The organism is Enterobacter sp. FB (genome assembly GCF_000805795.1).
Classification (GTDB): Bacteria; Pseudomonadota; Gammaproteobacteria; order Enterobacterales; family Enterobacteriaceae; genus Enterobacter; species Enterobacter roggenkampii.
In genome coordinates this window covers 68809-89347 of sequence record NZ_JSZC01000004.1, presented here as the reverse complement: position 1 = coordinate 89347, position 20539 = coordinate 68809, and the positions used below count along the sequence as shown (strand labels likewise).

The window sequence follows — 20539 nt, the reverse complement described above, 5'->3', positions numbered from 1 at the left end:
GATCAGTACTCCAGTTTTAACGTGATATCGTCGCTGTAGGTACCTGCCTGGGCGGTTGTCAGCGCCCCGGCGTCAATCACGCCATACAGCGTTTCTTCCTGTTCCGCGCCGTTGCCGGTATCGTCCAGGCCATTCGTGCCGGTGATTTGCGTCTGTTTGCCTTCGTCAGCAAAGAGTTTCCACGCAATCTTCTGCGCGCCCGTGTCGCCGTTTTCCGGCTTCAGCCAGAAGGTTCCATTTTCGCCGTCGTTGCTGGTGGCGGTCAGAGTGAACGGCGTGCCGTTGGTGCAGACGATATCGACCTGCGTTTTGGCCTGGATTTCGCTCGACTCATCGGAGCCGTGACGCGAGAAGTTGAGGTCGTTGGCTTTGAGGGTGCACGACTTCACGACCTCAAGTGATACGTGCATCGTCGCGCTTGCGGTGCTGTCTGCGGCGATCGCAGCAGCAGGAAGCAGGAGAACGGAACAACATACAACGGTGGGAATAATTTTCATGATCTTATTTCCTGACGTGAGTAACAGTGCAATTACAAAGCGAATGACTGAGCGTCCAGCAGGCAGCGTTTTTGATGGAATGCCGCCAGGTTGTGGCAGCAACAAGTGGGGCAAGGCCATAAACAGGCATTGCCGCGCAGAACGATGACCATATCGCCAGCATTCGGAATGAGAGGGGTCATTTTCTGCCCCACAGATAGCCCTGGCCGTAATCGGCCGCGCTGGCGCGGGCCAGTGCGAAATCACCTGCGGTTTCAATGCCTTCGATCAGCACCTTGCTGGCGACGCGCTTGCACTGGCGGGTGAGATGCAGAAACTTCGCCTGCTCGGTCCGTCCGTTCCAGAAGGTATGTTTGTCAATTTTGATGCCGCAGAAGCGGATCTGGCTGGTCAGAAGTTCGGGAAGAAGGTCTTCGCAAACATCGTCTGCCCACACTTCTATCCCCCACTGATGGAGCGTTGCGATGCATTTCCGCAGCGCCCGGCTTTGCGTATCGTCGAGTTGTACCATCGAATGGAGATCGGTGACCTCGATAGCAAGTCTCTCCGGGCAGGGTGTTTCTTCTTTGAGCCTGTCGAGGAAGTCCGTGTCCAGCAGTAAATCCGATGTCGCATTGAGGTAATACTTGTCGCCATCCTTGCAAAACATGGCGTGACGAAGCTGCGCAAAGAAGTGCGCTTTACGCTGCGTCGCGGTCATCGAGCCAAAGTAATCTTCAAGATTGACGTGGGGCTTTGCCGTGGACAATACCTCCCAGGCAATCACATTTTCACTGCGCAGTGCCCGGATGGATTCGAACTTATAGCCGGTTAGCATGATAAAAGTGCGTAACGCTCCGTGGTGATTTCAGGAGCTGCACATTTTATATATTTGGTTTTTGACAGGATATTTATAGATAAAAATGGCTTATATAAAGTGTTTTTATCTATTTTATAAGATTTATAAAGGATTATTTATTTTCATAAGCGCCCGGCAGAACGCCGGGCGCGACGCGCATTAACCCGCTTTGCTGATGATTTTGATTTCGACCATGCCAATTCCGATCTCGCGCGGCGAATGCCCAAGGATATTTCCCTCATTCGTGGACTGCGGGTCCGGCGGTACAATCACCAGGGTATTGCTGCGCGAAGGATTCTCAAAATGCAGCGTTTGTGTGCTCACGTCGTTTCCAAGCGTTAACGTCTGCTCCCGATCGCCCACGCGCACGGGTACGGGCTTGTTAGCATTAGGCCCATAGGCCCTGGCGGTGATCACCAGATCAAATTGTTCCGGCAGGGGATGGGTGTACTCAATTTTCACCTCATTGCCCAGCTGCGCGTTGGACCAGCGTCCCCAGGACTCCGGCCGCGAGATGCCGCTAAACTGTTTCACTTCCTCCGGCGCGCCGGCCACGTTAAAGATAAAGCTGTCCGCTTTGTAGCGAATATCGTTGTCGACGATTTTCAGCATGTCGACGTTACGCTGATAGCGCGCGGTATCTATCACCGTATCTTTAAAGGCGGTTTTGCCCTTCCACTGCGCCTTATCCACGTGCTGCACGGTTTGCTCTCCGCCAAGCTGGCCCTGCGAGACGCACCAGTCGGTCGAGAGCGCCAGCGGCTGCGACCAGAGCTGGCCCATTTTGTAGCACTGGTCGACCCAGACGAAGTTATCGCGTGGCGCAAAATCGGCCAGCTGGTAGCGCAGCGGCGCGGAATACTCGCTTTCCGGCAGCGGCTCAACGCGTCCTTCCGATACGCGCAGCAGCAGCGGCAGACGGAAGTTGCTGCCCGAGAAGGCAATGGTGTTTTTATCCCGATCGACGGTGAAGTCTTTCATCTCTTTCGGGAAATTCCACAGGCGGATGATGTCTGGCTTCCAGGCGAGAATTTTTTCCTTCATGTTGAGGAACACTTCCGACAGGGATTGCCCCGACAGCGTGCTGCGGCCCAGGCCAATAAAGTTGTCGCCGCCCAGAATGTCCAGCACGGTGGCGCCGTTATCCATGGAGTTGCGTTTGGTGGCGATCTCCTCCTGCTGCGGCTTGTCGCCGCGCAGGACGAAGAACAGGTTGCTGCGATCCTGCTTGTTGAGCTGATCCCACGCGCTGTTTTTCATCGCCAGATGGTCAGATGAGACGACGATGACGGTATTTTTAAACCAGGGCGAGGCTTTGATTTTCTCGACCAGTGCGGCGATGTGCTCCTGACTGCAGGTGACGGCGCTGAACGATTTGTTGTTTTTGCCATCAATCTCATAGCTTTTGCGCTTGCAGGTGCGCGAGACAAACCCGTCCGGATGGTGGGTGTCCACCGTCAGCGCAAAGAGAGAGAAACGCTTGCCCGCGCGGGACAGCTCCTCGAATTTCTTCCAGGTTTCGTCGAGTACCGTATCGTCATAGAAGCCCCAGTCGTTGCGGTAGCTTGGATCGGCAACCGTCGTTTTTAACTCTTCTGAGCCGTACAGGTGGTCAAAACCGTGGGATTTCAGGAACACATCTTTTCCGGCGAAGCGCAGGTTTGCTCCCTGCATAAAATAGTTTTCGTAGCCGGAGTTTTTCAGGATATCGCCGAGGCAAATATTCTGCGGGAAGAAGGTCGACATGGAGGCTGAGGCGTTACCTTCAAAAGGCGCGAACAGCGGGATACCACACTGGGAGGCAACCATCCCGGCAATCGTGTAATCCGTACCGGGCAGCTGCATAGTGTGGCTGAAATCGAGACCTTCATTTTTCAGCGCACCCAGATCTGGCGTCAGGTCCGGGAAGGCATCGTTATCAAAGTACGTGCGCTCCAGACTTTCACCGTAGATATAGACCAGATTGAGCGTCGGGTTAGCGATCGTTTTCGACGGCTCTTTGTAGTAAGCCGCGAAATCCGGATCGCCGTCGCGCGACTGGGATTTCACCAGTTCGGTGATCTGATGGAACGCCGGGCTGGCGTCGACGGAGGCCAGCGCCAGGAATAACGCCAGCAGGCTGTAGCCATGATGGTGTGGATGATGGCGACGGCGACGCAGCACCCAGGCCAGCGCGCCAAAAATCATCACCAGCGCGACGATAAGGCCGAGCCCCGGAAGTATGTACTTACCCACACCTGCGCCCGTCAGGCTGTTCGTCAGGGTGTAGAGCACCGCATCGTTAATACCGTCACCGGTAAAGTAATCGCTGGCGTATAAGGTAATGTTTAAAATAATAAAAATGCCGAGCACCACCAGCGTGGCGATAAACCACCAGGTGTGACGGCCGGCTTTCCAGGCGTAAACGCCGACAGAAGCCAGAAAAAGGATAAGAGACAAGAATTCTGACAACAGCATATCCTCATGACGCCAGGTGCTTCGCTGGCTAACTGTTTATTTTTTGGGTGATACAATGTAATTGCGATGTCGTTAAGCTGCAATTTTAGTGTCACGAAAGTGTGCTGTTGTTAGGATTTGGTTTAGAAAATCGTTTTTATGAAGATGTGCACATCCTGACAAACGGACGCTGAGACGGTGGCAGGCAGGAAAAACGCTCATTTAGCGCCGCGCTGCAAGACTATCGCACTAAACGCGGCGTGTTGTGGCAGAAAATGGGGTGGATCAGGAGATGAAATTAACGCCTTGTTTCAGCACCAGATCGCAGGCTTTGGTTTTCACCTGTTTGGCCAGAGAAGAGTTGCCGAGGGTGCTCAGGTTAAGCTGCTGACCGTTCTGCGCGTTAAGCAGGCCCTGAATGCCGTCCATGTAGTTGGTGTCCGCTTTTTGCTCCTGAGTATCCAGACCCAGTTTACCCAGCACCTGGTTTTTTACATTTTGCGCGTCGGTCACGGAGGCCAGCTTTTGCTTCGCGCAATATTCCAGAATCCCCGCCGCGTTGTTCATCGTCCCCGCGCTCAGGCTCTGGGAACTGTTGCCCAGCAGGCTGGTGAGGGAAGAGGCGGAGAGTCCGCCCTGCGTGCTGCTGCTCTCTTTGGTCAGCTCATTTGCTGCGCTTGACAGGGACTCCTGCCAGGACGCCGCCTGCGCTGCGCCGGTTACCAGCAGCGCGCCTAAAAAGGTGCTGATTAGAATCTGTTTTTTCATCATGGCTCTCTCAAAAAGGTCCGTTTTGGGCCGAAGGGGTTCCAGTATATACCTGCGACCTGTCGGCGATTCCTGGAACTGTCTTAATACTCTTTGCCGGTAACGCGGCTGCGGTAACTGTCCCAGTCGAAGATGACATACAGGCTGTTACCCAGCTTCATGCGGTCCATGACGCGTTCCCCCAGCAGGCGGGTCATCTCGTCGATGTTGTGGTTTGTCAGCATGCCGGTGGGGCGTTTGGACGAGGAGCGGCGATCGACAATCTGGTTGATGATCACTTTTTCATAGCGGGATTCCGTCTGAACGCCAATCTCATCGATGACCAGCAGGTCGACGTTACTCAGATCGTTAAGCAGCTGTTCTTCGCTGGTTTCACGGTTGCTGAAGGTGTCTTTCATCGCGGACATGATATCGGCCACGGTGATGATGAGGACCGATTTACCGCGCAGAAGCAGCTCGTTGCAGATGGCGGCAGCAAGGTGGTTTTTGCCGGTGCCCGGCTTGCCGCTAAAGATGAAGCTGGCGATATTGCCGTCGAATTCATCCACGTACTGACGCGCGGCAGCGAGCGCGTTCATCTGCCCGGTGGTCTCAATTTTATAGTTATCGAACGAGCAGTTCTGGTGCAGGGGACGAATACCGGAACGGTTAAAGGTGCGCTGCATTTTCATCGCCCGATTTTCGCGGGCGAGCGCGGCGGCGCGGATCTTGCCTTGCTCTTTTTGCCACGCCAGCAGCTCTTCACCGGTGGTGAAAGCAGGCTTCACGTTGGCAGGCATCATTTTTTGCAGACGTTTCATCAGGTCGCCGACGTTCTTCATTTCGCACCTCGGAATCCGCTGGGGATCTGTTTATCCGGTTCTGAAAAGGCATTGATATCACGTTTTGGCTGGCCGTTGTTCCCGGCGCGGGTAATCTGGAGATGACGCGCGAGCTTTTGCTGCCACTGAATATGGGTGAACACTTTACCCTCCGCCTGCCACCAGGCGGTAAACGCGGCAAGCTCTTCCGCTGTGGCGGGTTGGGTTAACGCAATGCCCCACAGCGCGGCCTGCCGCTGAAAATCTGCATCCGGCTGCCAGCCCGCATAGAGGGCAAATTTACCCATCGGAACGGTCACGGGAACGTTAACCGGTTCATCAAAGAACTGGGTATCCAGCGTGACATCGCTTGCCGGGCGTGCCAATTGCGCTTCGATCTCCAGAAGCTGTGCCAGACGTTCCGGTGTGATTGCGTAAAACGCTGGCGCGTTGTCGGCAAAAACCGCAACCGTGCCGCCTTCGGCGTGGGTCAACACACCGCGTGGGTCGCGCATAAAGGCATCAATACCAGCAATGCTGGTGGTCAGAATTCTGGAGGACATAACGCTTACTCTACTGATTACTACGGGCGTGATATGGGCTTATGGTAGCACAGAGAGGGGAAAGGAAAGGAGGGGATTTCCCCGGTGGCGCTGCGCTTACCGGGGCTACAGTCGTAGGCCGAATAAGCGCAGCGCCATCAGGCAGTTATCACGCAATGATGTTCAGCGTGACGTCGATGTTGCCGCGGGTCGCGTTAGAATACGGGCAAACAATGTGTGCCGCATCGACCAGCTTTTTAGCTTCCGCAGGATCCATACCTTCAACGTGGATGTTCAGTTTTGCTTCGATACCAAAACCGGTAGGCAGCGGGCCAATACCCACTTCGCCTTCAATAAAGGCATCTTTTGGCAGGGTAAATTTGTCGCGTGCCGCCACGAACTTCATCGCGCCCAGGAAGCAGGCAGAGTAGCCCGCGGCAAACAGCTGCTCAGGGTTGGTCACGTCTCCCCCCATGCCGCCCATCTCTTTTGGCACACCCAGTTTGACGTCCAATACGCCATCGGAGGAGGTGGCACGACCGTCACGGCCACCGGTGGCTTTTGCTTTGGCGGTATAAACAACTTTTTCTAAAGACATGGCAGGTTCCTCATTTTGTTTTAATGCGTGCTATTAAATAGCGTGCGATATATATAGGTAAATAATGACGCGTAAAGTATAGCGTTACGCGCGGTGTAGCTGTTGTCGCAAAAGTTCGAGCTGCTGTTTGAGTGCCAGCAAGGTGTCTGTATCACACTGCGCTGCGCAACCCACCGCATGGGGGATACCCAATGCCTGCTGCTGGAGTTCATGTCCCGCTTCACTCAGGGTGACGGCGACCTGACGTTCGTCTTTGCGCGAACGGTGGCGGTTGATGAGCCCGGCGCTTTCCAGACGTTTCAACAGCGGCGTCAGGGTCGCAGAGTCAAGGAACAGCCGTTCACCGATGTCCGACACCGTCATATCATCCTGCTCCCACAGCACCAGCATCACCAGATATTGCGGGTAGGTCAGGTTCAGCGGTGCCAGCAGCTGCCGGTACAGCTTGTTAAGCGCCAGGTTTGCCGAATAGAGGGCAAAGCAGAGCTGGTTATCCAGCTTGAGCGCAGCGGTTGCATCGTTCGTTTTCGCGTTCATGAGATGAATATAGATAGTGTACGATTTAATTGCAAGCAATTTTATGGGCAGGTGTAACGGAGCGCCACCTGAACGGCCATTTTACGGTAGTGCTGGCGCTGCGCCTGCTCGTCTGCGCCTTCTTCAAACAGCAGCGTAAAGGTGTAGCTGTTGGCAACGTAGTGAAAGCTGAAGCTGCTTATCAGACGATGAAGATCGCGGGCGTCAACCGTCTCACTGAAGAGCTGTTTTTCTTTCCCCCGGCGCAGGATCTCCTCCAGCAGGTCGAGCGCGCTGCGGTTGATCTGGCGGAGATAGCTCGACTGCTGCATAAAGCGGCCGCGCTGCATGTTTTCCATGCAGATAATCCGGATGTAGTCAGGGTGGTCGGCATGATAGTCAAAGGTGGCTTCAACCAGATTGACCAGCGCTTCGACCGGGGGCATTCCCGTCAGGCTTAGCGCTTTTTCGCTGGCGCGAATCTGGGTGTAAACATGTTCAAGTACGAGGAGATAGAGGTTCTCTTTATTCTTGAAATGGTAAACCACCATGCGTTTGGTGGTGCCCGCTTTCTCTGCGATCTGCTCCATCCTTGCACCGTTCAATCCATACTCGGCAAAAAGCGCGATGGCGCTCTGAAAGATTTTCTCTTTCAGGCTGGATTCTTCACTGTGCTCGGGGTGTTCGCTGCCAGGGTTAGCCACATCCTTTCCTTATTTTCACCAAACGGACCAGACGGATTATCTCCACGGCAGCGAAATAACACAAATATCAAACGCGTGGGCGTTTACGGTACAGCCACAGGCCGGGGATCGACAGCCCGATGGAGAGCGCGCCGACGATGGACGAGGCCTTAAGAAAGTTGCTGAGAAGAAGGATCATCTGAGGCTCGGTATAGCCGAAATGGCTGATTTTCACCGCGGAAATCATCGCGGTATAGGCCGATATCCCCGGAAACATGGGGATCACGGCCGCAACGGTGAATACTTTGGGATGCGCCAGGTACCAGCGCGACCACTGTATGCCGATACTGCCGACCAGCATGGAGGCCATAAATGTTGACCATTCGATGTTAAAACCCGCCGTCATCATCACCATTCGCGAGCCATGGCCAATCGCGCCCAGCAGCGCACACCACGGCAGCGCGCGTTGCGGTACGTTAAATACCATCGCGAAGCCGACGGCTGGAATGGCGGCCAGAAGCATGTCCTGCGCCAGCGCCAGCAGAAAATCGATCACGCCCATCCGCGTAACCCCCAAAGTGTCATGGCCATGACCACGCCGATGCAGGTCGCCAGCGTCAGCAGGCTTGCGATAGCCCAGCGAGCCAGGCCGGTATTGATGTGCCCTTTAAACATGTCGGCGACAGCGTTGATCAACGGAAAGCCCGGGACCAGCAGAAGCACGCTGGCGGCCATGGCAACGGTCGGCGTGTTGGCAAACTGCGGCAGGCGCAGCAGCAGACCGGAAACCGTGGTGGCGACAAATGCGGTAATGCAGAAGTTAATTTGCGGATGCAGCTGCCGATGCGTCAGCAGCTGGCGAACATACATGGCGATACTGCTGGCGAAAAAGGTGATGATTGCACCGTCCCAGCCGCCTTTGTTGAGCTTACAAAAGCAGGCGCACGAGAGCCCTACCATCACCACGACGAGCCAGCGCGGATAACGTAATGGCTTGATCTGGTTGAACCGTTTTTCAATGTCACTGAGATCGAGAAGCTTATGTTCTGCAAGGATGACAATGTGCTGCACTTCGGTCACGACGTGCATGTTGATGCCGCGGTCATGGTTTTTGCGCGTGGAGGTCAGGCACTGACCGTCCTTGATTGTGGTCAGCACAATGGCGTTGGATGAGATTGCGCTTTCGACGCTGTCCATCCCTAGCGCCAGCCCCAGCCGGGTGGAAAGCTCCTCAACCAGCGCGCTTTCCGCGCCGTGCTGGAGCAGAAAAAGACCGCACTGAATACATAGCCGCGTGATAGCACGCTGCGTTGACCGCTCTGCCTGCATGTATTGTCCTGAAAAAAGATGGATAGCAATCTGTTAACCCATAGTGGGTACTTTTAGCACAGAGTGCAGTCCCTCTTGCTGTGGGCCAGATCAAGGTTTGTGCAAACAGTTGCAGTCCGTGTCGTGGAAGGGGGAAGGGATTAATTTATCAATACCATGAATTATAAATACCAAAATATAAAATATTTGTATTTAGTTATTCTAATTTTATATTGTCGTTATTTTAATGTCTCCACAATTAATTTTTGTTTCGCTTTGTGAGATATTACTGCTGTTTAGGCATTTCTTAAACTAAGCATACATCTCATCTTCTGCTTGTATTAACCAGTCTTACACTCAGGGACGAAAATACTCATACGTTGATGCGTTTTAACGTTACTCATCAAATGAAAAATGGACACGGAGGGTCTATGTTGTCATTGCATGGTAAGCATGGCGTTGTCATTAGCCGGATGCCCGTGATGCAAAACGGGTTAGGGGGCCTGATGGCACGTCATTTCCCCGAATTTGAATTGAGCTATTGCCGCTCATTGCAGGAATTAACGCTGCTCCAGTTGCGCCGCGCGGACGTCATTATTGCCGATATTTCAGGCGAATACAGAAACCCTCGGGGTGCGCTTGAAGAGTATTACGGTTTATTGAATCAATACCGGGATATTCACTGGATCTTTTTAGTCTCGCGGCCGCTTTACCCTATTGCGGTTGAGTTACTTATGCGCCCGGAAAGCACGTTGCTTTCTGACATGGAGCCTATTGAAGGCGTGGTTAACGCTATTCGGGCCGGTAGCGAGCGGGCAGAGCGGATTAGCCAGACGTTATTAACTCCGGAACCTCAGAGTACGGAGAATGAAAATGAACACGTTATCGCGCTCACGCACTCCGAACGTAAAGTCCTGCGTCTGTTAGGGAAAGGATGGGGGATTAACCAAATCGCCACATTGCTCAAGAAGAGCAATAAAACCATCAGTGCGCAGAAAAACAGTGCGATGCGACGGCTGTCATTACGAAGTAATGCGGATATGTATGCCTGGATCAACAGTACACAGGGAATGAGAGAGCTGAGTTTGCTATCAGCCTATGGAGAGTTCGAGGAATGGAAAAAACCGATTCAACAAGACATATCGCCATCATCGAAAATTGCGCGATGAGTGCCGTCGGGCTACAGCATCTTTTTGCGATGCCCGGCCTGAGCCATTATCAGCTACACCTGTTTAGTGAATTTGACAGTTTTAAGAATGCACTTCATCACGTTAATTTTTTCTCGCTGATCTACTCCCTTTCCGATGCGCGAGAGGAGCGCCGTAACTGCCTGGCGCACCTGCGGGATCTGGCGTTTACGCACGGTCATATCCAGCGCATCATTTTGGTTTCTGACGAGATGGAAGCACGGCTAATTAGCCATCTTTCGCCATCGCGCCTGCACGGAGTAGTCAGTAAATCGGTGACGCTTGAGCATCTGCAGAAGGAACTCGTGGAGTTGCTGAGCGAAACGCTGCGCATCAATGACAATATGCTGAATCACTGGTACCGGAGTCAGAACAGGATGCTAAGCCCCACAGAACGGGCAATATTGCGTTATATGTCCTGCGGGTATTCCATCCCTGAAATCGCGGCACAGCTTGAACGGAATATTAAGACCATTCGGGCACATAAGTTTAATGCGATGGTGAAACTGGGCGTGAATTCAGACGTAGGGTTGCTCGATGCGGCGGATATTATTACGCATCTTCCTGCAAGAGAGCCGCAATGTTTGGCTCTCCTCACGCCCACATTTTTATAACCCGTCTTTTACGCGCCAGATATACTCTGGCGCGTCAATCAGATACAGACATCCACCCATTTTGCGGAAGTCAGTTCTGCCATTCTGTCAGGTGAAATGCGCACAGCGCTGTGAATTGCGCCTGCGGCGGGCAGCACTTCGGCGTACTGCTTCAAAGAGATATCACAATATACCGCGAGCGGGTTTTCCAGCCCGAACGGGCATACACCGCCAACGGGATGACCGGTAATGGTCACCACTTCATCACTGCTGAGCATGCGCGCTTTCGCACCGAACGTGTCTTTGAGCTTTTTGTTATCCAGACGCGCGTCGCCTTTCGCCACCACCAGGATCACCTCATTTTTAACCTTGAGTGACAGGGTCTTGGCGATTTGTCCCGGCTCGACACGATGGGCGGCAGCAGCCAACGCAACGGTAGCAGTACTTTGACTAAGCTCAATAACGTCTATATCCGGCGCGTTGTCGGCAAAAAACTGCTGTACAGACTGCAAACTCATTGTTTCCTCCTGACAAATATCCTGCGTAATCTGTCATAAGAATTTATGCTCTGTAAATATCTCTTAAGTAACAAATACCCCAAACGGCTGATTTCTGGATCCTCTTCACAATCACAGAAACCGGTTACAGTAACCGGTTGCAGAGCGCGGAGCGTAGATTAATACTGAGTACGTAACGTCCCCTGTATCCAATAATAAGAGCCAAATATGAAACCATTTCGTCTGAGCAGTACCGCTGGTTGGCAAGCCAGCAAGGTTGTGAAGCTGATGTATGGAACAACGTGCGGCGCGTATGTGCCCGTAACAAACGTCTGACAGGAGATCTGCCATGTCTGCCAACCATGCTGCGTTTAATCTGATATTCCGTTTCGTCGAAAATTACGTCAGCCCGATAGCCGGGCGGATCTCTTCCCAGCGTCACGTTATGGCGATTCGTGACGGGTTCATCTCCGCGATGCCGTTTATGATTGTGGGTTCTTTTTTGTTAGTCTTTGCTTACCCACCTTTTTCGCCTGATACCACCTGGGGTTTCGCCCGCGCCTGGCTGGATATGGCGAAGCAGTTTGAAGGCCAAATCCTGACGCCGTTTGATATGACGATGGGCATCATGTCCATTTATATCTGTGCCGCCATTGCCTATAACCTTGGCAAACACTACGTCAAATCTCATCAGCTGGACCCCTTTATGTGCGCCATGCTGTCGCTGATGGCGTTTCTGCTGGTCGCGGCACCAAAAACCAAAGGCACGCTCCCTGTCGACAGTCTGGGGGGAACGGGCATTTTTACCGCGATTCTGGTGGCGATCTACTGCGTTGAGATGATGCGTGTCCTCAAAGCGCATAACATCGGCATTCGTCTGCCGGACCAGGTCCCGCCGATGATCAAAAACTCTTTTGATCTGCTGATCCCGGTGCTGGTGGTGGTGGTGACCCTTTATCCTCTGAGCCTGGTGATTCAGTCTCAGTTTGGTATGCTGATCCCGCAGGCCATTATGTCGGTCTTTAAACCTCTGGTTTCCGCGGCAGATTCCCTGCCTGCGATCCTGCTGGCCGTGTTGATTGGTCATCTGCTCTGGTTCGCCGGGATCCACGGTGCCGCCATCGTCTCCGGGATGCTGCAGATGTTCTGGCTGACGAACCTTGGCGCAAACCAGACCGCGCTGGCCGCCGGTCAGCCTTTGCCGCATATTTTTATGGAAGCGTTCTGGACGTTCTTTATCGTGATTGGCGGGTCGGGCGCCACGATGGGATTGGTGATTTGCTATCTGCGTAGCCGTTCAGCGCATTTACGCTCTATCGGGCGTTTGAGCGTGGTACCCAGCTTCTTTAACATCAACGAGCCGGTCATTTTCGGTACGCCAATCGTGATGAACCCGGTGTTCTTTATCCCGTTCCTGCTGGCACCGATGGTTAACGCCGTGCTGGCGTGGGCGGCGATGACCTTTGATTTGATTGGACGCGTCATCTCCGTGGTTCCCTGGACGGCACCGGCGCCGATAGGCGCAGCGTGGGCCCTGGGCTGGGATTTCCGCGCGGCGATTCTGGTTGTGGTTCTGGCCTGCGTATCGGCGATCATCTACTTCCCGTTCTTCAAAGTGTATGAGAAGCAGCTGCTGGAGCAGGAAGCGGAAGAAGCTCAGCGTAGCGCGGAAGAGGACAATCAGCAGGTGGCCTAGGTAAAAGCAAAACGGCAACTCAGGTTGCCGTTTTTGTTTTTGTCGGCCCGGTAAGCGAAGCGCCACCGGGCAATTCACTGCTCTACTTGAGCGTGCAATCCCCACACTGCTTAACGTCCGGCAGGCGATAGCGCTGGCAGCAGGTGCGGCGAACCAGAAGCCCATCACGGAGCACGACGGTACGGAATAGCGGGTTGTCACGGCCATCGGAAAGCTGCTTTGCAAAGAAACAGGACTGACGCAGGGCCTCAACGTTCTCATCACCGAGAAGCGGCTTCATTTCCGTTAAATACCAGTGGATTAAATAGCCCGTATTGCTCCAGATAAGCTTCCCGTTAATCTCTCCCGTCGCTTCCAGCGCTTCCACCACCGGGATCAGGGCCTGCGTGATGAGCCGCTCCATACGTTCCTGAGCAGTGAGGCGTTCAGCGCTGTGGTCTTCGTGGAGATCAATCCAGAAGCAGGCAGCACGTCCGGTTTCGTGAAACTCGACGTGGAAATTATCCGGCGAGAGTTCAAGCATGCTCCTCTGTGTTAACAGCGCCAGCATGAGCGGAGGCACCATCAGCCCGATATACCACTGCGCCCAGAGGGAGAGCAGGGGTTTATTTTCCCGCGTAAGGGTAGGCTGATTGCGATAAATATGGTCGGAATAGGTGGCCAGCAGTGATTGCAGCTTAGACGGTTTGCGCCACTCTGAGAGCGTCATCGCGTGGGACGGGGGCGCTTCATCAAGCCGGATGAAGTCCAGCAGGTGGGCACGCGTTTCCGCAATCTTTTCCCGTATCGCATCTGCAAGCGAAGCATTCCCGCTGGTGAGCGGCGCTCGCCAGAGGAGAGGTTCGACGATGTGTGCGGTATGCGTGGCCATAGTATAGATAGAAATCTAAATGATAATGATTGCCAATCCTAACTATTGCTCATACCAATGGCAAGACTTTTGTCCTGGTGACATCGTCGGTAGGTTTATGCCGTCTGAATCTCTTCGCTTAGCAGAATGTTATTGCGTCCCATATGCTTTGCTTCATAGAGGGCTTTGTCCGCTTTTTCCAGCGCGCCTTCCACGTCTTCATCCTCGAAAATGGCGATGCCAATGCTGATAGTGACGTTTGTCGCGACGCTTTCGTTAAACAGATGCGGGATTTTCAAATCATATACTTTCTGACGGATCCGCTCGGCCGTCTGGCGAGCGTGTTCGAGTGAAATGTTGGTCAGCAGCACCATAAACTCTTCCCCACCAAAACGCGCCACAATATCGCGAGAACGCACGGCGTCGCGGATTGCCGCAGAGACGCGCTTCAGCGCCTGGTCGCCCATCATATGGCCGTAATGGTCGTTATAGGCTTTGAAGTGGTCGATATCCATCAGCAGGACAAAGTGTTCGCCATTTTCTACCGTGGGCAGATTCTCCAGACGGCTTTGCAGACCGCGACGATTATAGAGCCCGGTAAGCGGGTCCATCATGCTGAGGTCGGTAAGGGTTTCTCGTTCTTCCAGAAGGCGAGAGAGCAGCTCCTGAGCGAAACGGTCGTTGCGTCTTTGCAAAATGTTATGAATAGCAATTGCCACCACAGGAAGTGCGAAAGAATAGGTCATTCGCAGCCATATATCGTGATCGCTTAACCACAGGCAGACAATAAAGGTGGGCAATGAATGCAGCGTAAACGCTTTGATATTACTGGCGAACGCCAGCGTGCCGATAAAAAGTACCGTTAAAAGAGCAATTAGCAAATACGTCGCATGGTCCTGAGTAATTAAGGCGAATTTGGAGACAATTTGCCAGGCCCATAAAATACCGAAGATCGCTGAAACGACAGGAATATTTATCTTCCGCGCGCGCTTTCTCCAGTGCCAGACGAACAGGCCAGTACTGATGGCGAAAATAGCAATCAGAGGGGCAGAAAACAGGCGTACAGAATTGAGCGGATTTGTTACCGAGAACACTGCCGAAGTTGCGTTCAGAAATAAAAATAAACGTAACGATAATTGATATTTTCTGTGAACCAAAGACCGCCAGGATTGTGATGTCATAGTCGCGTGTTTTTATTAAAATTTAATTAAAACAGATAAATAGGTGTTATTTCGCAATAAAATATGCAAAAAACTCAAAGAGTAATTATCAGAAAATCTTTAGACGTTGTTAACAGGTGCGCAATTTATCACCTTAGACAATTCCTGTCATTACGGGAAAGGTAAAGGTCGATGGATTTTGATTCATTCAGCTGGCAAATGATAATTTTTGTTATATGATATTGGTTATCATTATCGTTGATAGAGGGAAAAGCATGTTGAACAGAGCGCTGGGCAGTGGTTGGGGGGTACTGCTACCGGGAGCCATTCTCGGCGGTTTGACGTTTGCCGATCTCTCTCTCGATACCTGGAAAGTCATCATCGCGTCAGGACTGTTAGCCACGTCAGGCATGATCTGGCATAAGCAACTACGTCACTTTGTTTTACTGCCATCCTGTGTCGCGCTGGTCAGTGGAATTCTGGTGATACTGATGAGTTTGAAATAACAGGGAAAAAGAAGAAATTCAGAGGGGTTGTAAGATAATTGGTGCGAGGGGGGGGACTCGAACCCCCACATCCTAAGGACACTAACACCTGAAGCTAGCGCGTCTACCAATTCCGCCACCTTCGCACAGTCATCTTACTCTTTATTGCTATGTTGATATCGCCTCGTTGGTGCGAGGGGGGGGACTCGAACCCCCACATCCGTAAGGACACTAACACCTGAAGCTAGCGCGTCTACCAATTCCGCCACCTTCGCCCAGTGCGAGCAATATCATCGTGATTTATGGTGCGAGGGGGGGACTCGAACCCCCACATCCGTAAGGACACTAACACCTGAAGCTAGCGCGTCTACCAATTCCGCCACCTTCGCATACCATCGATACTGTAAAAGTATCGTAACCACGGAGGCGCATTCTAGATGTTTTCAGCTTTACGTCAACAGAAAAGTGCGCGTGATGCCTTGATTGATGGAAAAATGGCCGATGGACGCGCCCTGTATAGCCGGATGGCGCTTTCGCGTATCCGGCCTGGAGGGGAGGCGATTACTTTTTGGCCTGACGCGTCATCACGGTGCGGTAGACCTTAAAGCGACCCGTTTGGGCGATAACTTCGTGGAAGCCAAAGGTTTCATCCAGCACTTTCGGGTACGCCAGGAAGGCGTTCGCGACGATACGCAGCTCACCGCCGCTGTTGAGGTGACGGACTGCACCACGGATCAGCGTTTGTGCTGCTTCCAGGCTGGTCTCCATACCGTCGTGGAACGGCGGGTTAGAGATGATCATGTCGAAGCGACCGGTGATGTCGGAGAAGACGTTGCTCGCAATCACCTCGCCTTCAATGCCGTTTGCGGCAAGCGTTGCGCGGCTGGCTTCAACCGCCGGGGCGCTCACGTCACACAGGGTTAAGCGCACCTTTGGCGAATGGCTGGCGAGCACGGTAGAGAGCACGCCCGCGCCGCAGCCCACGTCCAGCACTTTGCCTTTGGTGTGCGGCGTCAGGGTGGAAAGCAGCAGCTTGCTGCCCGTATCCAGCGCATCGCGGCTGAACACGCCCGGCAGGGTTTTGATGGTCAGGCCGTCAAGCTGGTACTCGTCCCAGTATGCCTGCGCATCAAACGTTGTCTGTTTTTCCAGACGGCCATGGTACAGACCACAGCGGCGAGCGCTGTCGACTTTGTTCAGCGGCGCGTAGCCTTCCAGCAGCTGTTCCGCGCTACGCACGCCGCTGCGGTTTTCACCGACCACGAAAATATCGCAGCCGACCGGCAGCAGGGAGAGCAGGTTCATCAGCTGGAACTGGGCTTCCGGTTTATTCTTCGGCCAGTAGTAGATCAGCGTATCGCAGTCGGCGATATCGCTCTGCTCTGCCACCAGGCTAAAGCGCGCGCGCTCGCCCATCTGGCGGCTCAGCACCTGCCAGTGGTGGTAGTATTGGGTGTGGGCACGGCTTTCAGCACAGTCGAAACGCGCGGGCAGGTCATCCTGCATATCTCCGGCAAACAGAATACGGCTTTCTTCGAAATCATCACTGTGACGCAGCAAGACTTCACTTGCCGGGGTAAATGCAGACATGAATTGTTCCTCAATAAACTCAGGCGGGGATTATAGTAGGTAGATGGCGCAGTTTCGACACATTTGCTATATTTGCGCGCCTGAGAGACAGGAGTTTTCCCTATGACATCCCGACGAGACTGGCAGTTGCAGCAGCTGGGCATTACCCAGTGGGCTTTGCGTCGCCCGACGGCGTTGCAGGGCGAAATCGCTATCTCCATCCCGGCGCACGTTCGCCTGGTGATGGTGGCGGAAGCACTGCCTGCCCTGAATGACCCCCTGATCGGTGATGTTCTTCGCAGCCTGAAGCTGACGGCCGACCAGGTTTTACCGCTGACGCCAGAGCGTGTCGCGATGCTGCCTCCTGATAGCCGCTGTAACAGCTGGCGTATCGGAGAGGCAAATGAGATCTCTCTTCAGGGGAGCCAGATCTGCACGCCAGCGCTGGACGAACTGAAAGCCAACCCAAAAGCGCGCAGCGCGCTATGGCAACAAATCTGCGAATATGAACACGATTTCTTCCCTCACGACGCCTGACCTGTCCACCGCGTTCGCGATTGAAACACGCGCCCACGCGTTTCCGTGGAGCGAAAAAACCTTCGCCAGCAATCAGGGCGAACGGTATCTGAACTACCGCCTGGACGTTGACGGCACCATGGCCGCTTTCGCGATCACGCAGGTTGTTCTTGATGAGGCGACGCTGTTTAATATCGCGGTTGATCCCGCGTTTCAGCGCCGCGGGCTGGGAAGAGAACTGCTTGTGCACCTCATCCGTGAGCTCGAAACCCGTGACGTTTTCACCCTGTGGCTGGAGGTGCGCGCGTCGAATGTCGCCGCCATCGCGCTCTATGAAAGCTTAGGCTTTAACGAGGCGACAATCCGCCGTAACTACTACCCCACCGCAGAGGGACGTGAAGACGCCATCATAATGGCTCTGCCGATTGGATAATAAAAAATAAGGTTGTAACGATGAAATGGGACTGGATTTTCTTTGATGCCGACGAAACGCTGTTTACGTTCGACTCGTTCGGCGGCCTGCAGCGGATGTTTCTCGACTATAGCGTAACCTTCACCGCTGAAGATTTTCAGGACTATCAGGCGGTCAACAAACCGCTGTGGGTGGATTACCAGAACGGTGCCATCACCGCGTTACAGCTTCAGCACCAGCGCTTTGACGTCTGGGCGGAACGCTTAAAGGTCAGTCCGGGAACGCTGAACGAGGCTTTTCTCAACGCCATGGCCGATATTTGTGCGCCCCTGCCGGGCGCGGTTTCCCTGCTGAATGCGTTGAAAGGTAAGGTGAAACTGGGGATCATCACCAACGGTTTTACCGCCCTGCAGCAGATCCGCCTTGAGCGCACCGGCCTGCGCGATCATTTTGACGCGCTGGTGATCTCGGAAGAGGTTGGCGTGCCGAAGCCTGATCCGCGAATTTTCGACTACGCGCTGGCGCAGGCTGGCAATCCCGACCGCGATCGTGTCCTGATGGTGGGGGATACCGCAGAGTCAGATATTCTGGGCGGCATGAAGGCTGGTCTGTCGACCGTCTGGCTCAATGCACATGGCCGCGTGAAGCCTGAAGGCATCGAGCCGACCTGGACCGTGACGTCGTTGAACGAACTGGAGCAACTCCTGTGTAAACAATGATTGCCTGCCCCCCGTTGATGGGTAAAATAGCCGCAATTTTGTATTCCATGATGCGTGGCGTGCTGCCGCGCTTATAAAAGAAGATTTAATTATGACGTTGTCTCCTTATCTGCAAGAGGTGGCCAAGCGCCGCACTTTTGCCATTATCTCGCACCCGGATGCCGGTAAAACGACCATCACTGAGAAGGTGTTGCTGTTCGGACAGGCGATTCAGACTGCGGGTACCGTTAAAGGCCGTGGCTCCAGCCAGCATGCAAAATCCGACTGGATGGAGATGGAAAAGCAGCGTGGTATTTCGATTACCACCTCCGTGATGCAGTTCCCGTATCATGACTGCCTGGTGAACCTGCTGGACACCCCGGGCCACGAAGACTTCTCCGAAGATACCTACCGTACCCTGACGGCGGTGGACTGCTGTCTGATGGTGATCGACGCCGCGAAAGGTGTAGAAGATCGTACCCGTAAGCTGATGGAAGTCACCCGTCTGCGCGATACGCCGATCCTCACCTTTATGAACAAACTCGACCGTGACATCCGCGATCCGATGGAGCTGATGGATGAAGTGGAAAACGAGCTGAAGATCGCCTGTGCGCCTATCACCTGGCCGATTGGCTGCGGTAAGCTGTTCAAGGGCGTTTATCACCTCTATAAAGACGAAACCTACCTGTATCAGACCGGTAAAGGCCACACCATTCAGGAAGTGCGCATCGTGAAAGGTCTGGACAACCCGGATCTGGACGCGGCGGTCGGCGAAGAGCTGGCCGCGCAGCTGCGCGACGAGCTGGAGCTGGTCAAGGGCGCGTCTCACGAATTCGACAAAGAGCTGTTCCTGAGCGGCGAAATTACCCCGGTCTTCTTCGGTACCGCACTGGGTAACTTCGGCGTTGACCACATGCTCGACGGTCTGGTGGAGTGGGCGCCGCAGCCGATGCCGCGCAAAACCGACACCCGTGAAGTGGAAGCGAAAGAAGAGAAGTTCACCGGATTCGTGTTTAAGATTCAGGCCAACATGGACCCGAAACACCGTGACCGCGTGGCCTTTATGCGCGTGGTGTCCGGTAAATATGAAAAGGGCATGAAGCTGCGCCAGGTGCGTATCGGTAAAGACGTTGTCATCTCCGACGCGCTGACCTTTATGGCGGGTGACCGTTCGCACGTTGAAGAGGCCTATCCGGGCGACATCATCGGGCTGCACAACCACGGCACCATCCAGATCGGTGATACCTTCACCCAGGGTGAAATGATGAAGTTCACCGGTATTCCGAACTTCGCGCCGGAGCTGTTCCGTCGCATTCGTCTGCGCGATCCGCTTAAGCAGAAACAGCTGCTGAAAGGCCTGGTTCAGCTCTCCGAAGAGGGCGCCGTGCAGGTGTTCCGCCCGATTGCGAACAACGATCTGATCGTTGGCGCGGTCGGCGTGCTGCAGTTTGACGTGGTCGTTGCGCGCCTGAAGAGCGAATACAACGTAGAAGCGATTTACGAATCGGTGAACGTCGCGACCGCGCGCTGGGTTGAGTGTTCTGACGTGAAGAAATTCGAAGAATTTAAGCGTAAGAATGAAGTTCAGCTGGCGCTGGATGGCGGCGATAACCTGACCTATATCGCGCCAACGATGGTCAACCTGAACCTGACGCAGGAACGTTATCCGGACGTTCAGTTCCGTAAAACCCGCGAGCACTAATCCCCTCTCAGAGCACGGCATTCGCCGTGCTCTTCTTTATTTCCTGTCTTATTAATCCCTTGCGGAATGTTCTTAATTCAACGCAATTTCACACTATTCGCCCATTTTTTACCCAATTCTGAAAGCGGCTCTGTGAGAGTGATCTATATTTAACTCAGTGTTTAACACCGGGCGTGGATAAATTAACT

General features: G+C 53.7%; 23 protein-coding genes and 3 tRNA genes. 8 read left to right on the top strand and 18 right to left on the bottom strand.

Features of this window, described 5'->3' with window-relative positions; all coding sequences use genetic code 11:
- Positions 1-2: 2 nt before the first annotated feature.
- From PI91_RS01280 to PI91_RS01230, 11 genes are all read right to left on the bottom strand, one after another.
- On the bottom strand, positions 3-497 hold the full coding sequence (locus tag PI91_RS01280) for a spore coat protein U domain-containing protein (RefSeq protein ID WP_023293340.1): 495 nt from the start codon (positions 495-497) through the stop codon (positions 3-5).
- 178 nt (positions 498-675) lie between these two features.
- Complete coding sequence (locus tag PI91_RS01275) at positions 676-1314, bottom strand: EAL domain-containing protein (protein WP_021240598.1); 639 nt, start codon at positions 1312-1314, stop codon at positions 676-678.
- A 180-nt stretch (positions 1315-1494) separates the two neighbouring features.
- Positions 1495-3786, bottom strand: a complete 2292-nt coding sequence (gene opgB, locus PI91_RS01270) for a phosphatidylglycerol--membrane-oligosaccharide glycerophosphotransferase (protein ID WP_039265382.1) — start codon at positions 3784-3786, stop codon at positions 1495-1497.
- Between the two features lie 270 nt (positions 3787-4056).
- A complete protein-coding gene (locus PI91_RS01265) occupies positions 4057-4539 on the bottom strand; it encodes a DUF2501 domain-containing protein (protein WP_021240596.1) in 483 nt (160 codons plus the stop codon).
- 83 nt (positions 4540-4622) lie between these two features.
- A complete protein-coding gene (gene dnaC / locus PI91_RS01260; protein ID WP_008502094.1) occupies positions 4623-5360 on the bottom strand; it encodes a DNA replication protein DnaC in 738 nt (245 codons plus the stop codon).
- Entirely contained in the window at positions 5357-5902 is a 546-nt protein-coding gene (gene dnaT, locus PI91_RS01255; protein ID WP_021240595.1) for a primosomal protein DnaT, read from the bottom strand. The genes dnaC and dnaT overlap by 4 nt, the downstream gene beginning before the upstream one ends.
- 148 nt (positions 5903-6050) lie before the next feature.
- The gene (locus PI91_RS01250) at positions 6051-6479 is read right to left on the bottom strand and encodes an organic hydroperoxide resistance protein (RefSeq protein ID WP_008502092.1); all 429 of its coding nucleotides are present in this window, start codon (positions 6477-6479) and stop codon (positions 6051-6053) included.
- A gap of 84 nt (positions 6480-6563) precedes the next feature.
- The gene (locus PI91_RS01245; protein WP_025912127.1) at positions 6564-7016 is read right to left on the bottom strand and encodes a MarR family winged helix-turn-helix transcriptional regulator; all 453 of its coding nucleotides are present in this window, start codon (positions 7014-7016) and stop codon (positions 6564-6566) included.
- A 41-nt stretch (positions 7017-7057) separates the two neighbouring features.
- A complete protein-coding gene (locus PI91_RS01240; RefSeq protein ID WP_039265281.1) occupies positions 7058-7699 on the bottom strand; it encodes a TetR family transcriptional regulator in 642 nt (213 codons plus the stop codon).
- Positions 7700-7766: 67 nt separating this feature from the next.
- Complete coding sequence (locus PI91_RS01235; protein WP_020885295.1) at positions 7767-8240, bottom strand: threonine/serine exporter; 474 nt, start codon at positions 8238-8240, stop codon at positions 7767-7769.
- Positions 8231-9007: a threonine/serine exporter ThrE family protein gene (locus PI91_RS01230; protein ID WP_021240591.1), complete on the bottom strand. Its 777-nt coding sequence runs from the start codon at positions 9005-9007 to the stop codon at positions 8231-8233. Before PI91_RS01230 ends, PI91_RS01235 begins: the two co-directional genes overlap by 10 nt.
- A gap of 410 nt (positions 9008-9417) precedes the next feature.
- Here PI91_RS01230 and PI91_RS01225 point away from each other — a divergent pair, with 410 nt between their 5' ends.
- Positions 9418-10155 (top strand): LuxR C-terminal-related transcriptional regulator, encoded by a 738-nt coding sequence (locus PI91_RS01225; RefSeq protein ID WP_008502087.1) that lies wholly within the window; start codon positions 9418-9420, stop codon positions 10153-10155.
- Positions 10152-10787 (top strand): DNA-binding transcriptional activator BglJ, encoded by a 636-nt coding sequence (bglJ, locus tag PI91_RS01220; RefSeq protein WP_032622978.1) that lies wholly within the window; start codon positions 10152-10154, stop codon positions 10785-10787. The genes PI91_RS01225 and bglJ overlap by 4 nt, the downstream gene beginning before the upstream one ends.
- Positions 10788-10825: 38 nt before the next feature.
- Here the strand turns inward: bglJ and PI91_RS01215 are convergent, their stop codons facing one another.
- Positions 10826-11284 carry a YbaK/EbsC family protein gene (locus tag PI91_RS01215; RefSeq protein ID WP_008502085.1) on the bottom strand — a complete coding sequence of 153 codons (459 nt, stop codon included), beginning with the start codon at positions 11282-11284 and terminating at the stop codon, positions 10826-10828.
- 328 nt (positions 11285-11612) lie between these two features.
- On the opposite strand from PI91_RS01215, the gene PI91_RS01210 reads away from it, so the two are divergent.
- The gene (locus PI91_RS01210; protein WP_039265280.1) at positions 11613-12959 is read left to right on the top strand and encodes a PTS sugar transporter subunit IIC; all 1347 of its coding nucleotides are present in this window, start codon (positions 11613-11615) and stop codon (positions 12957-12959) included.
- A gap of 82 nt (positions 12960-13041) precedes the next feature.
- On the opposite strand, the gene fhuF is transcribed toward PI91_RS01210, so the two are convergent.
- Both fhuF and PI91_RS01200 read right to left on the bottom strand, forming a co-directional pair.
- On the bottom strand, positions 13042-13830 hold the full coding sequence (gene fhuF / locus PI91_RS01205; protein ID WP_039265279.1) for a siderophore-iron reductase FhuF: 789 nt from the start codon (positions 13828-13830) through the stop codon (positions 13042-13044).
- A gap of 95 nt (positions 13831-13925) precedes the next feature.
- Positions 13926-14990: a GGDEF domain-containing protein gene (locus tag PI91_RS01200; protein ID WP_023293335.1), complete on the bottom strand. Its 1065-nt coding sequence runs from the start codon at positions 14988-14990 to the stop codon at positions 13926-13928.
- Between the two features lie 215 nt (positions 14991-15205).
- Between PI91_RS01200 and PI91_RS01195 the strand changes: the two genes are divergently transcribed.
- Positions 15206-15475, top strand: a complete 270-nt coding sequence (locus PI91_RS01195; RefSeq protein ID WP_172513796.1) for a DUF1435 domain-containing protein — start codon at positions 15206-15208, stop codon at positions 15473-15475.
- 39 nt (positions 15476-15514) lie between these two features.
- Here PI91_RS01195 and PI91_RS01190 read toward each other — a convergent pair.
- The 4 genes from PI91_RS01190 to rsmC all read right to left on the bottom strand — a co-directional run bounded on the left by PI91_RS01190 (position 15515) and on the right by rsmC (position 17044).
- A tRNA-Leu gene (locus PI91_RS01190) sits at positions 15515-15600 on the bottom strand.
- A 42-nt stretch (positions 15601-15642) separates the two neighbouring features.
- A tRNA-Leu gene (locus PI91_RS01185) sits at positions 15643-15729 on the bottom strand.
- 28 nt (positions 15730-15757) lie between these two features.
- Positions 15758-15843 (bottom strand) — tRNA-Leu (locus PI91_RS01180).
- A 172-nt stretch (positions 15844-16015) separates the two neighbouring features.
- Positions 16016-17044, bottom strand: coding sequence for a 16S rRNA (guanine(1207)-N(2))-methyltransferase RsmC (gene rsmC / locus PI91_RS01175; RefSeq protein ID WP_039265277.1), 1029 nt, complete (start codon positions 17042-17044; stop codon positions 16016-16018).
- 102 nt (positions 17045-17146) lie between these two features.
- Between rsmC and PI91_RS01170 the strand changes: the two genes are divergently transcribed.
- From PI91_RS01170 to prfC, 4 genes are all read left to right on the top strand, one after another.
- A complete protein-coding gene (locus PI91_RS01170; RefSeq protein WP_039265275.1) occupies positions 17147-17560 on the top strand; it encodes a DNA polymerase III subunit psi in 414 nt (137 codons plus the stop codon).
- Entirely contained in the window at positions 17529-17972 is a 444-nt protein-coding gene (gene rimI, locus PI91_RS01165) for a ribosomal protein S18-alanine N-acetyltransferase (protein WP_039265274.1), read from the top strand. Before PI91_RS01170 ends, rimI begins: the two co-directional genes overlap by 32 nt.
- Positions 17973-17992: 20 nt before the next feature.
- The gene (yjjG, locus tag PI91_RS01160) at positions 17993-18670 is read left to right on the top strand and encodes a pyrimidine 5'-nucleotidase (RefSeq protein ID WP_008502077.1); all 678 of its coding nucleotides are present in this window, start codon (positions 17993-17995) and stop codon (positions 18668-18670) included.
- 91 nt (positions 18671-18761) lie between these two features.
- Positions 18762-20351 carry a peptide chain release factor 3 gene (prfC, locus tag PI91_RS01155; RefSeq protein WP_008502076.1) on the top strand — a complete coding sequence of 530 codons (1590 nt, stop codon included), beginning with the start codon at positions 18762-18764 and terminating at the stop codon, positions 20349-20351.
- Positions 20352-20539: the final 188 nt, after the last annotated feature.

Coding starts and splice junctions, on each gene's coding strand:
- PI91_RS01195 (WP_172513796.1), top strand. CDS start 15,206: ATGATATTGGTTATCATTATCGTTGATAGAGGGAAAAGCATGTTGAAC.
- dnaC (WP_008502094.1), bottom strand. CDS start 5,360: ATGAAGAACGTCGGCGACCTGATGAAACGTCTGCAAAAAATGATGCCT.
- PI91_RS01200 (WP_023293335.1), bottom strand. CDS start 14,990: ATGACATCACAATCCTGGCGGTCTTTGGTTCACAGAAAATATCAATTA.
- PI91_RS01245 (WP_025912127.1), bottom strand. CDS start 7,016: ATGAACGCGAAAACGAACGATGCAACCGCTGCGCTCAAGCTGGATAAC.
- PI91_RS01235 (WP_020885295.1), bottom strand. CDS start 8,240: ATGGGCGTGATCGATTTTCTGCTGGCGCTGGCGCAGGACATGCTTCTG.
- rsmC (WP_039265277.1), bottom strand. CDS start 17,044: ATGTCTGCATTTACCCCGGCAAGTGAAGTCTTGCTGCGTCACAGTGAT.
- dnaT (WP_021240595.1), bottom strand. CDS start 5,902: ATGTCCTCCAGAATTCTGACCACCAGCATTGCTGGTATTGATGCCTTT.
- PI91_RS01250 (WP_008502092.1), bottom strand. CDS start 6,479: ATGTCTTTAGAAAAAGTTGTTTATACCGCCAAAGCAAAAGCCACCGGT.
- bglJ (WP_032622978.1), top strand. CDS start 10,152: ATGAGTGCCGTCGGGCTACAGCATCTTTTTGCGATGCCCGGCCTGAGC.
- fhuF (WP_039265279.1), bottom strand. CDS start 13,830: ATGGCCACGCATACCGCACACATCGTCGAACCTCTCCTCTGGCGAGCG.
- PI91_RS01265 (WP_021240596.1), bottom strand. CDS start 4,539: ATGAAAAAACAGATTCTAATCAGCACCTTTTTAGGCGCGCTGCTGGTA.
- PI91_RS01280 (WP_023293340.1), bottom strand. CDS start 497: ATGAAAATTATTCCCACCGTTGTATGTTGTTCCGTTCTCCTGCTTCCT.
- PI91_RS01275 (WP_021240598.1), bottom strand. CDS start 1,314: ATGCTAACCGGCTATAAGTTCGAATCCATCCGGGCACTGCGCAGTGAA.
- PI91_RS01230 (WP_021240591.1), bottom strand. CDS start 9,007: ATGCAGGCAGAGCGGTCAACGCAGCGTGCTATCACGCGGCTATGTATT.
- PI91_RS01225 (WP_008502087.1), top strand. CDS start 9,418: ATGTTGTCATTGCATGGTAAGCATGGCGTTGTCATTAGCCGGATGCCC.
- PI91_RS01215 (WP_008502085.1), bottom strand. CDS start 11,284: ATGAGTTTGCAGTCTGTACAGCAGTTTTTTGCCGACAACGCGCCGGAT.
- PI91_RS01210 (WP_039265280.1), top strand. CDS start 11,613: ATGTCTGCCAACCATGCTGCGTTTAATCTGATATTCCGTTTCGTCGAA.
- PI91_RS01170 (WP_039265275.1), top strand. CDS start 17,147: ATGACATCCCGACGAGACTGGCAGTTGCAGCAGCTGGGCATTACCCAG.
- rimI (WP_039265274.1), top strand. CDS start 17,529: ATGAACACGATTTCTTCCCTCACGACGCCTGACCTGTCCACCGCGTTC.
- prfC (WP_008502076.1), top strand. CDS start 18,762: ATGACGTTGTCTCCTTATCTGCAAGAGGTGGCCAAGCGCCGCACTTTT.
- yjjG (WP_008502077.1), top strand. CDS start 17,993: ATGAAATGGGACTGGATTTTCTTTGATGCCGACGAAACGCTGTTTACG.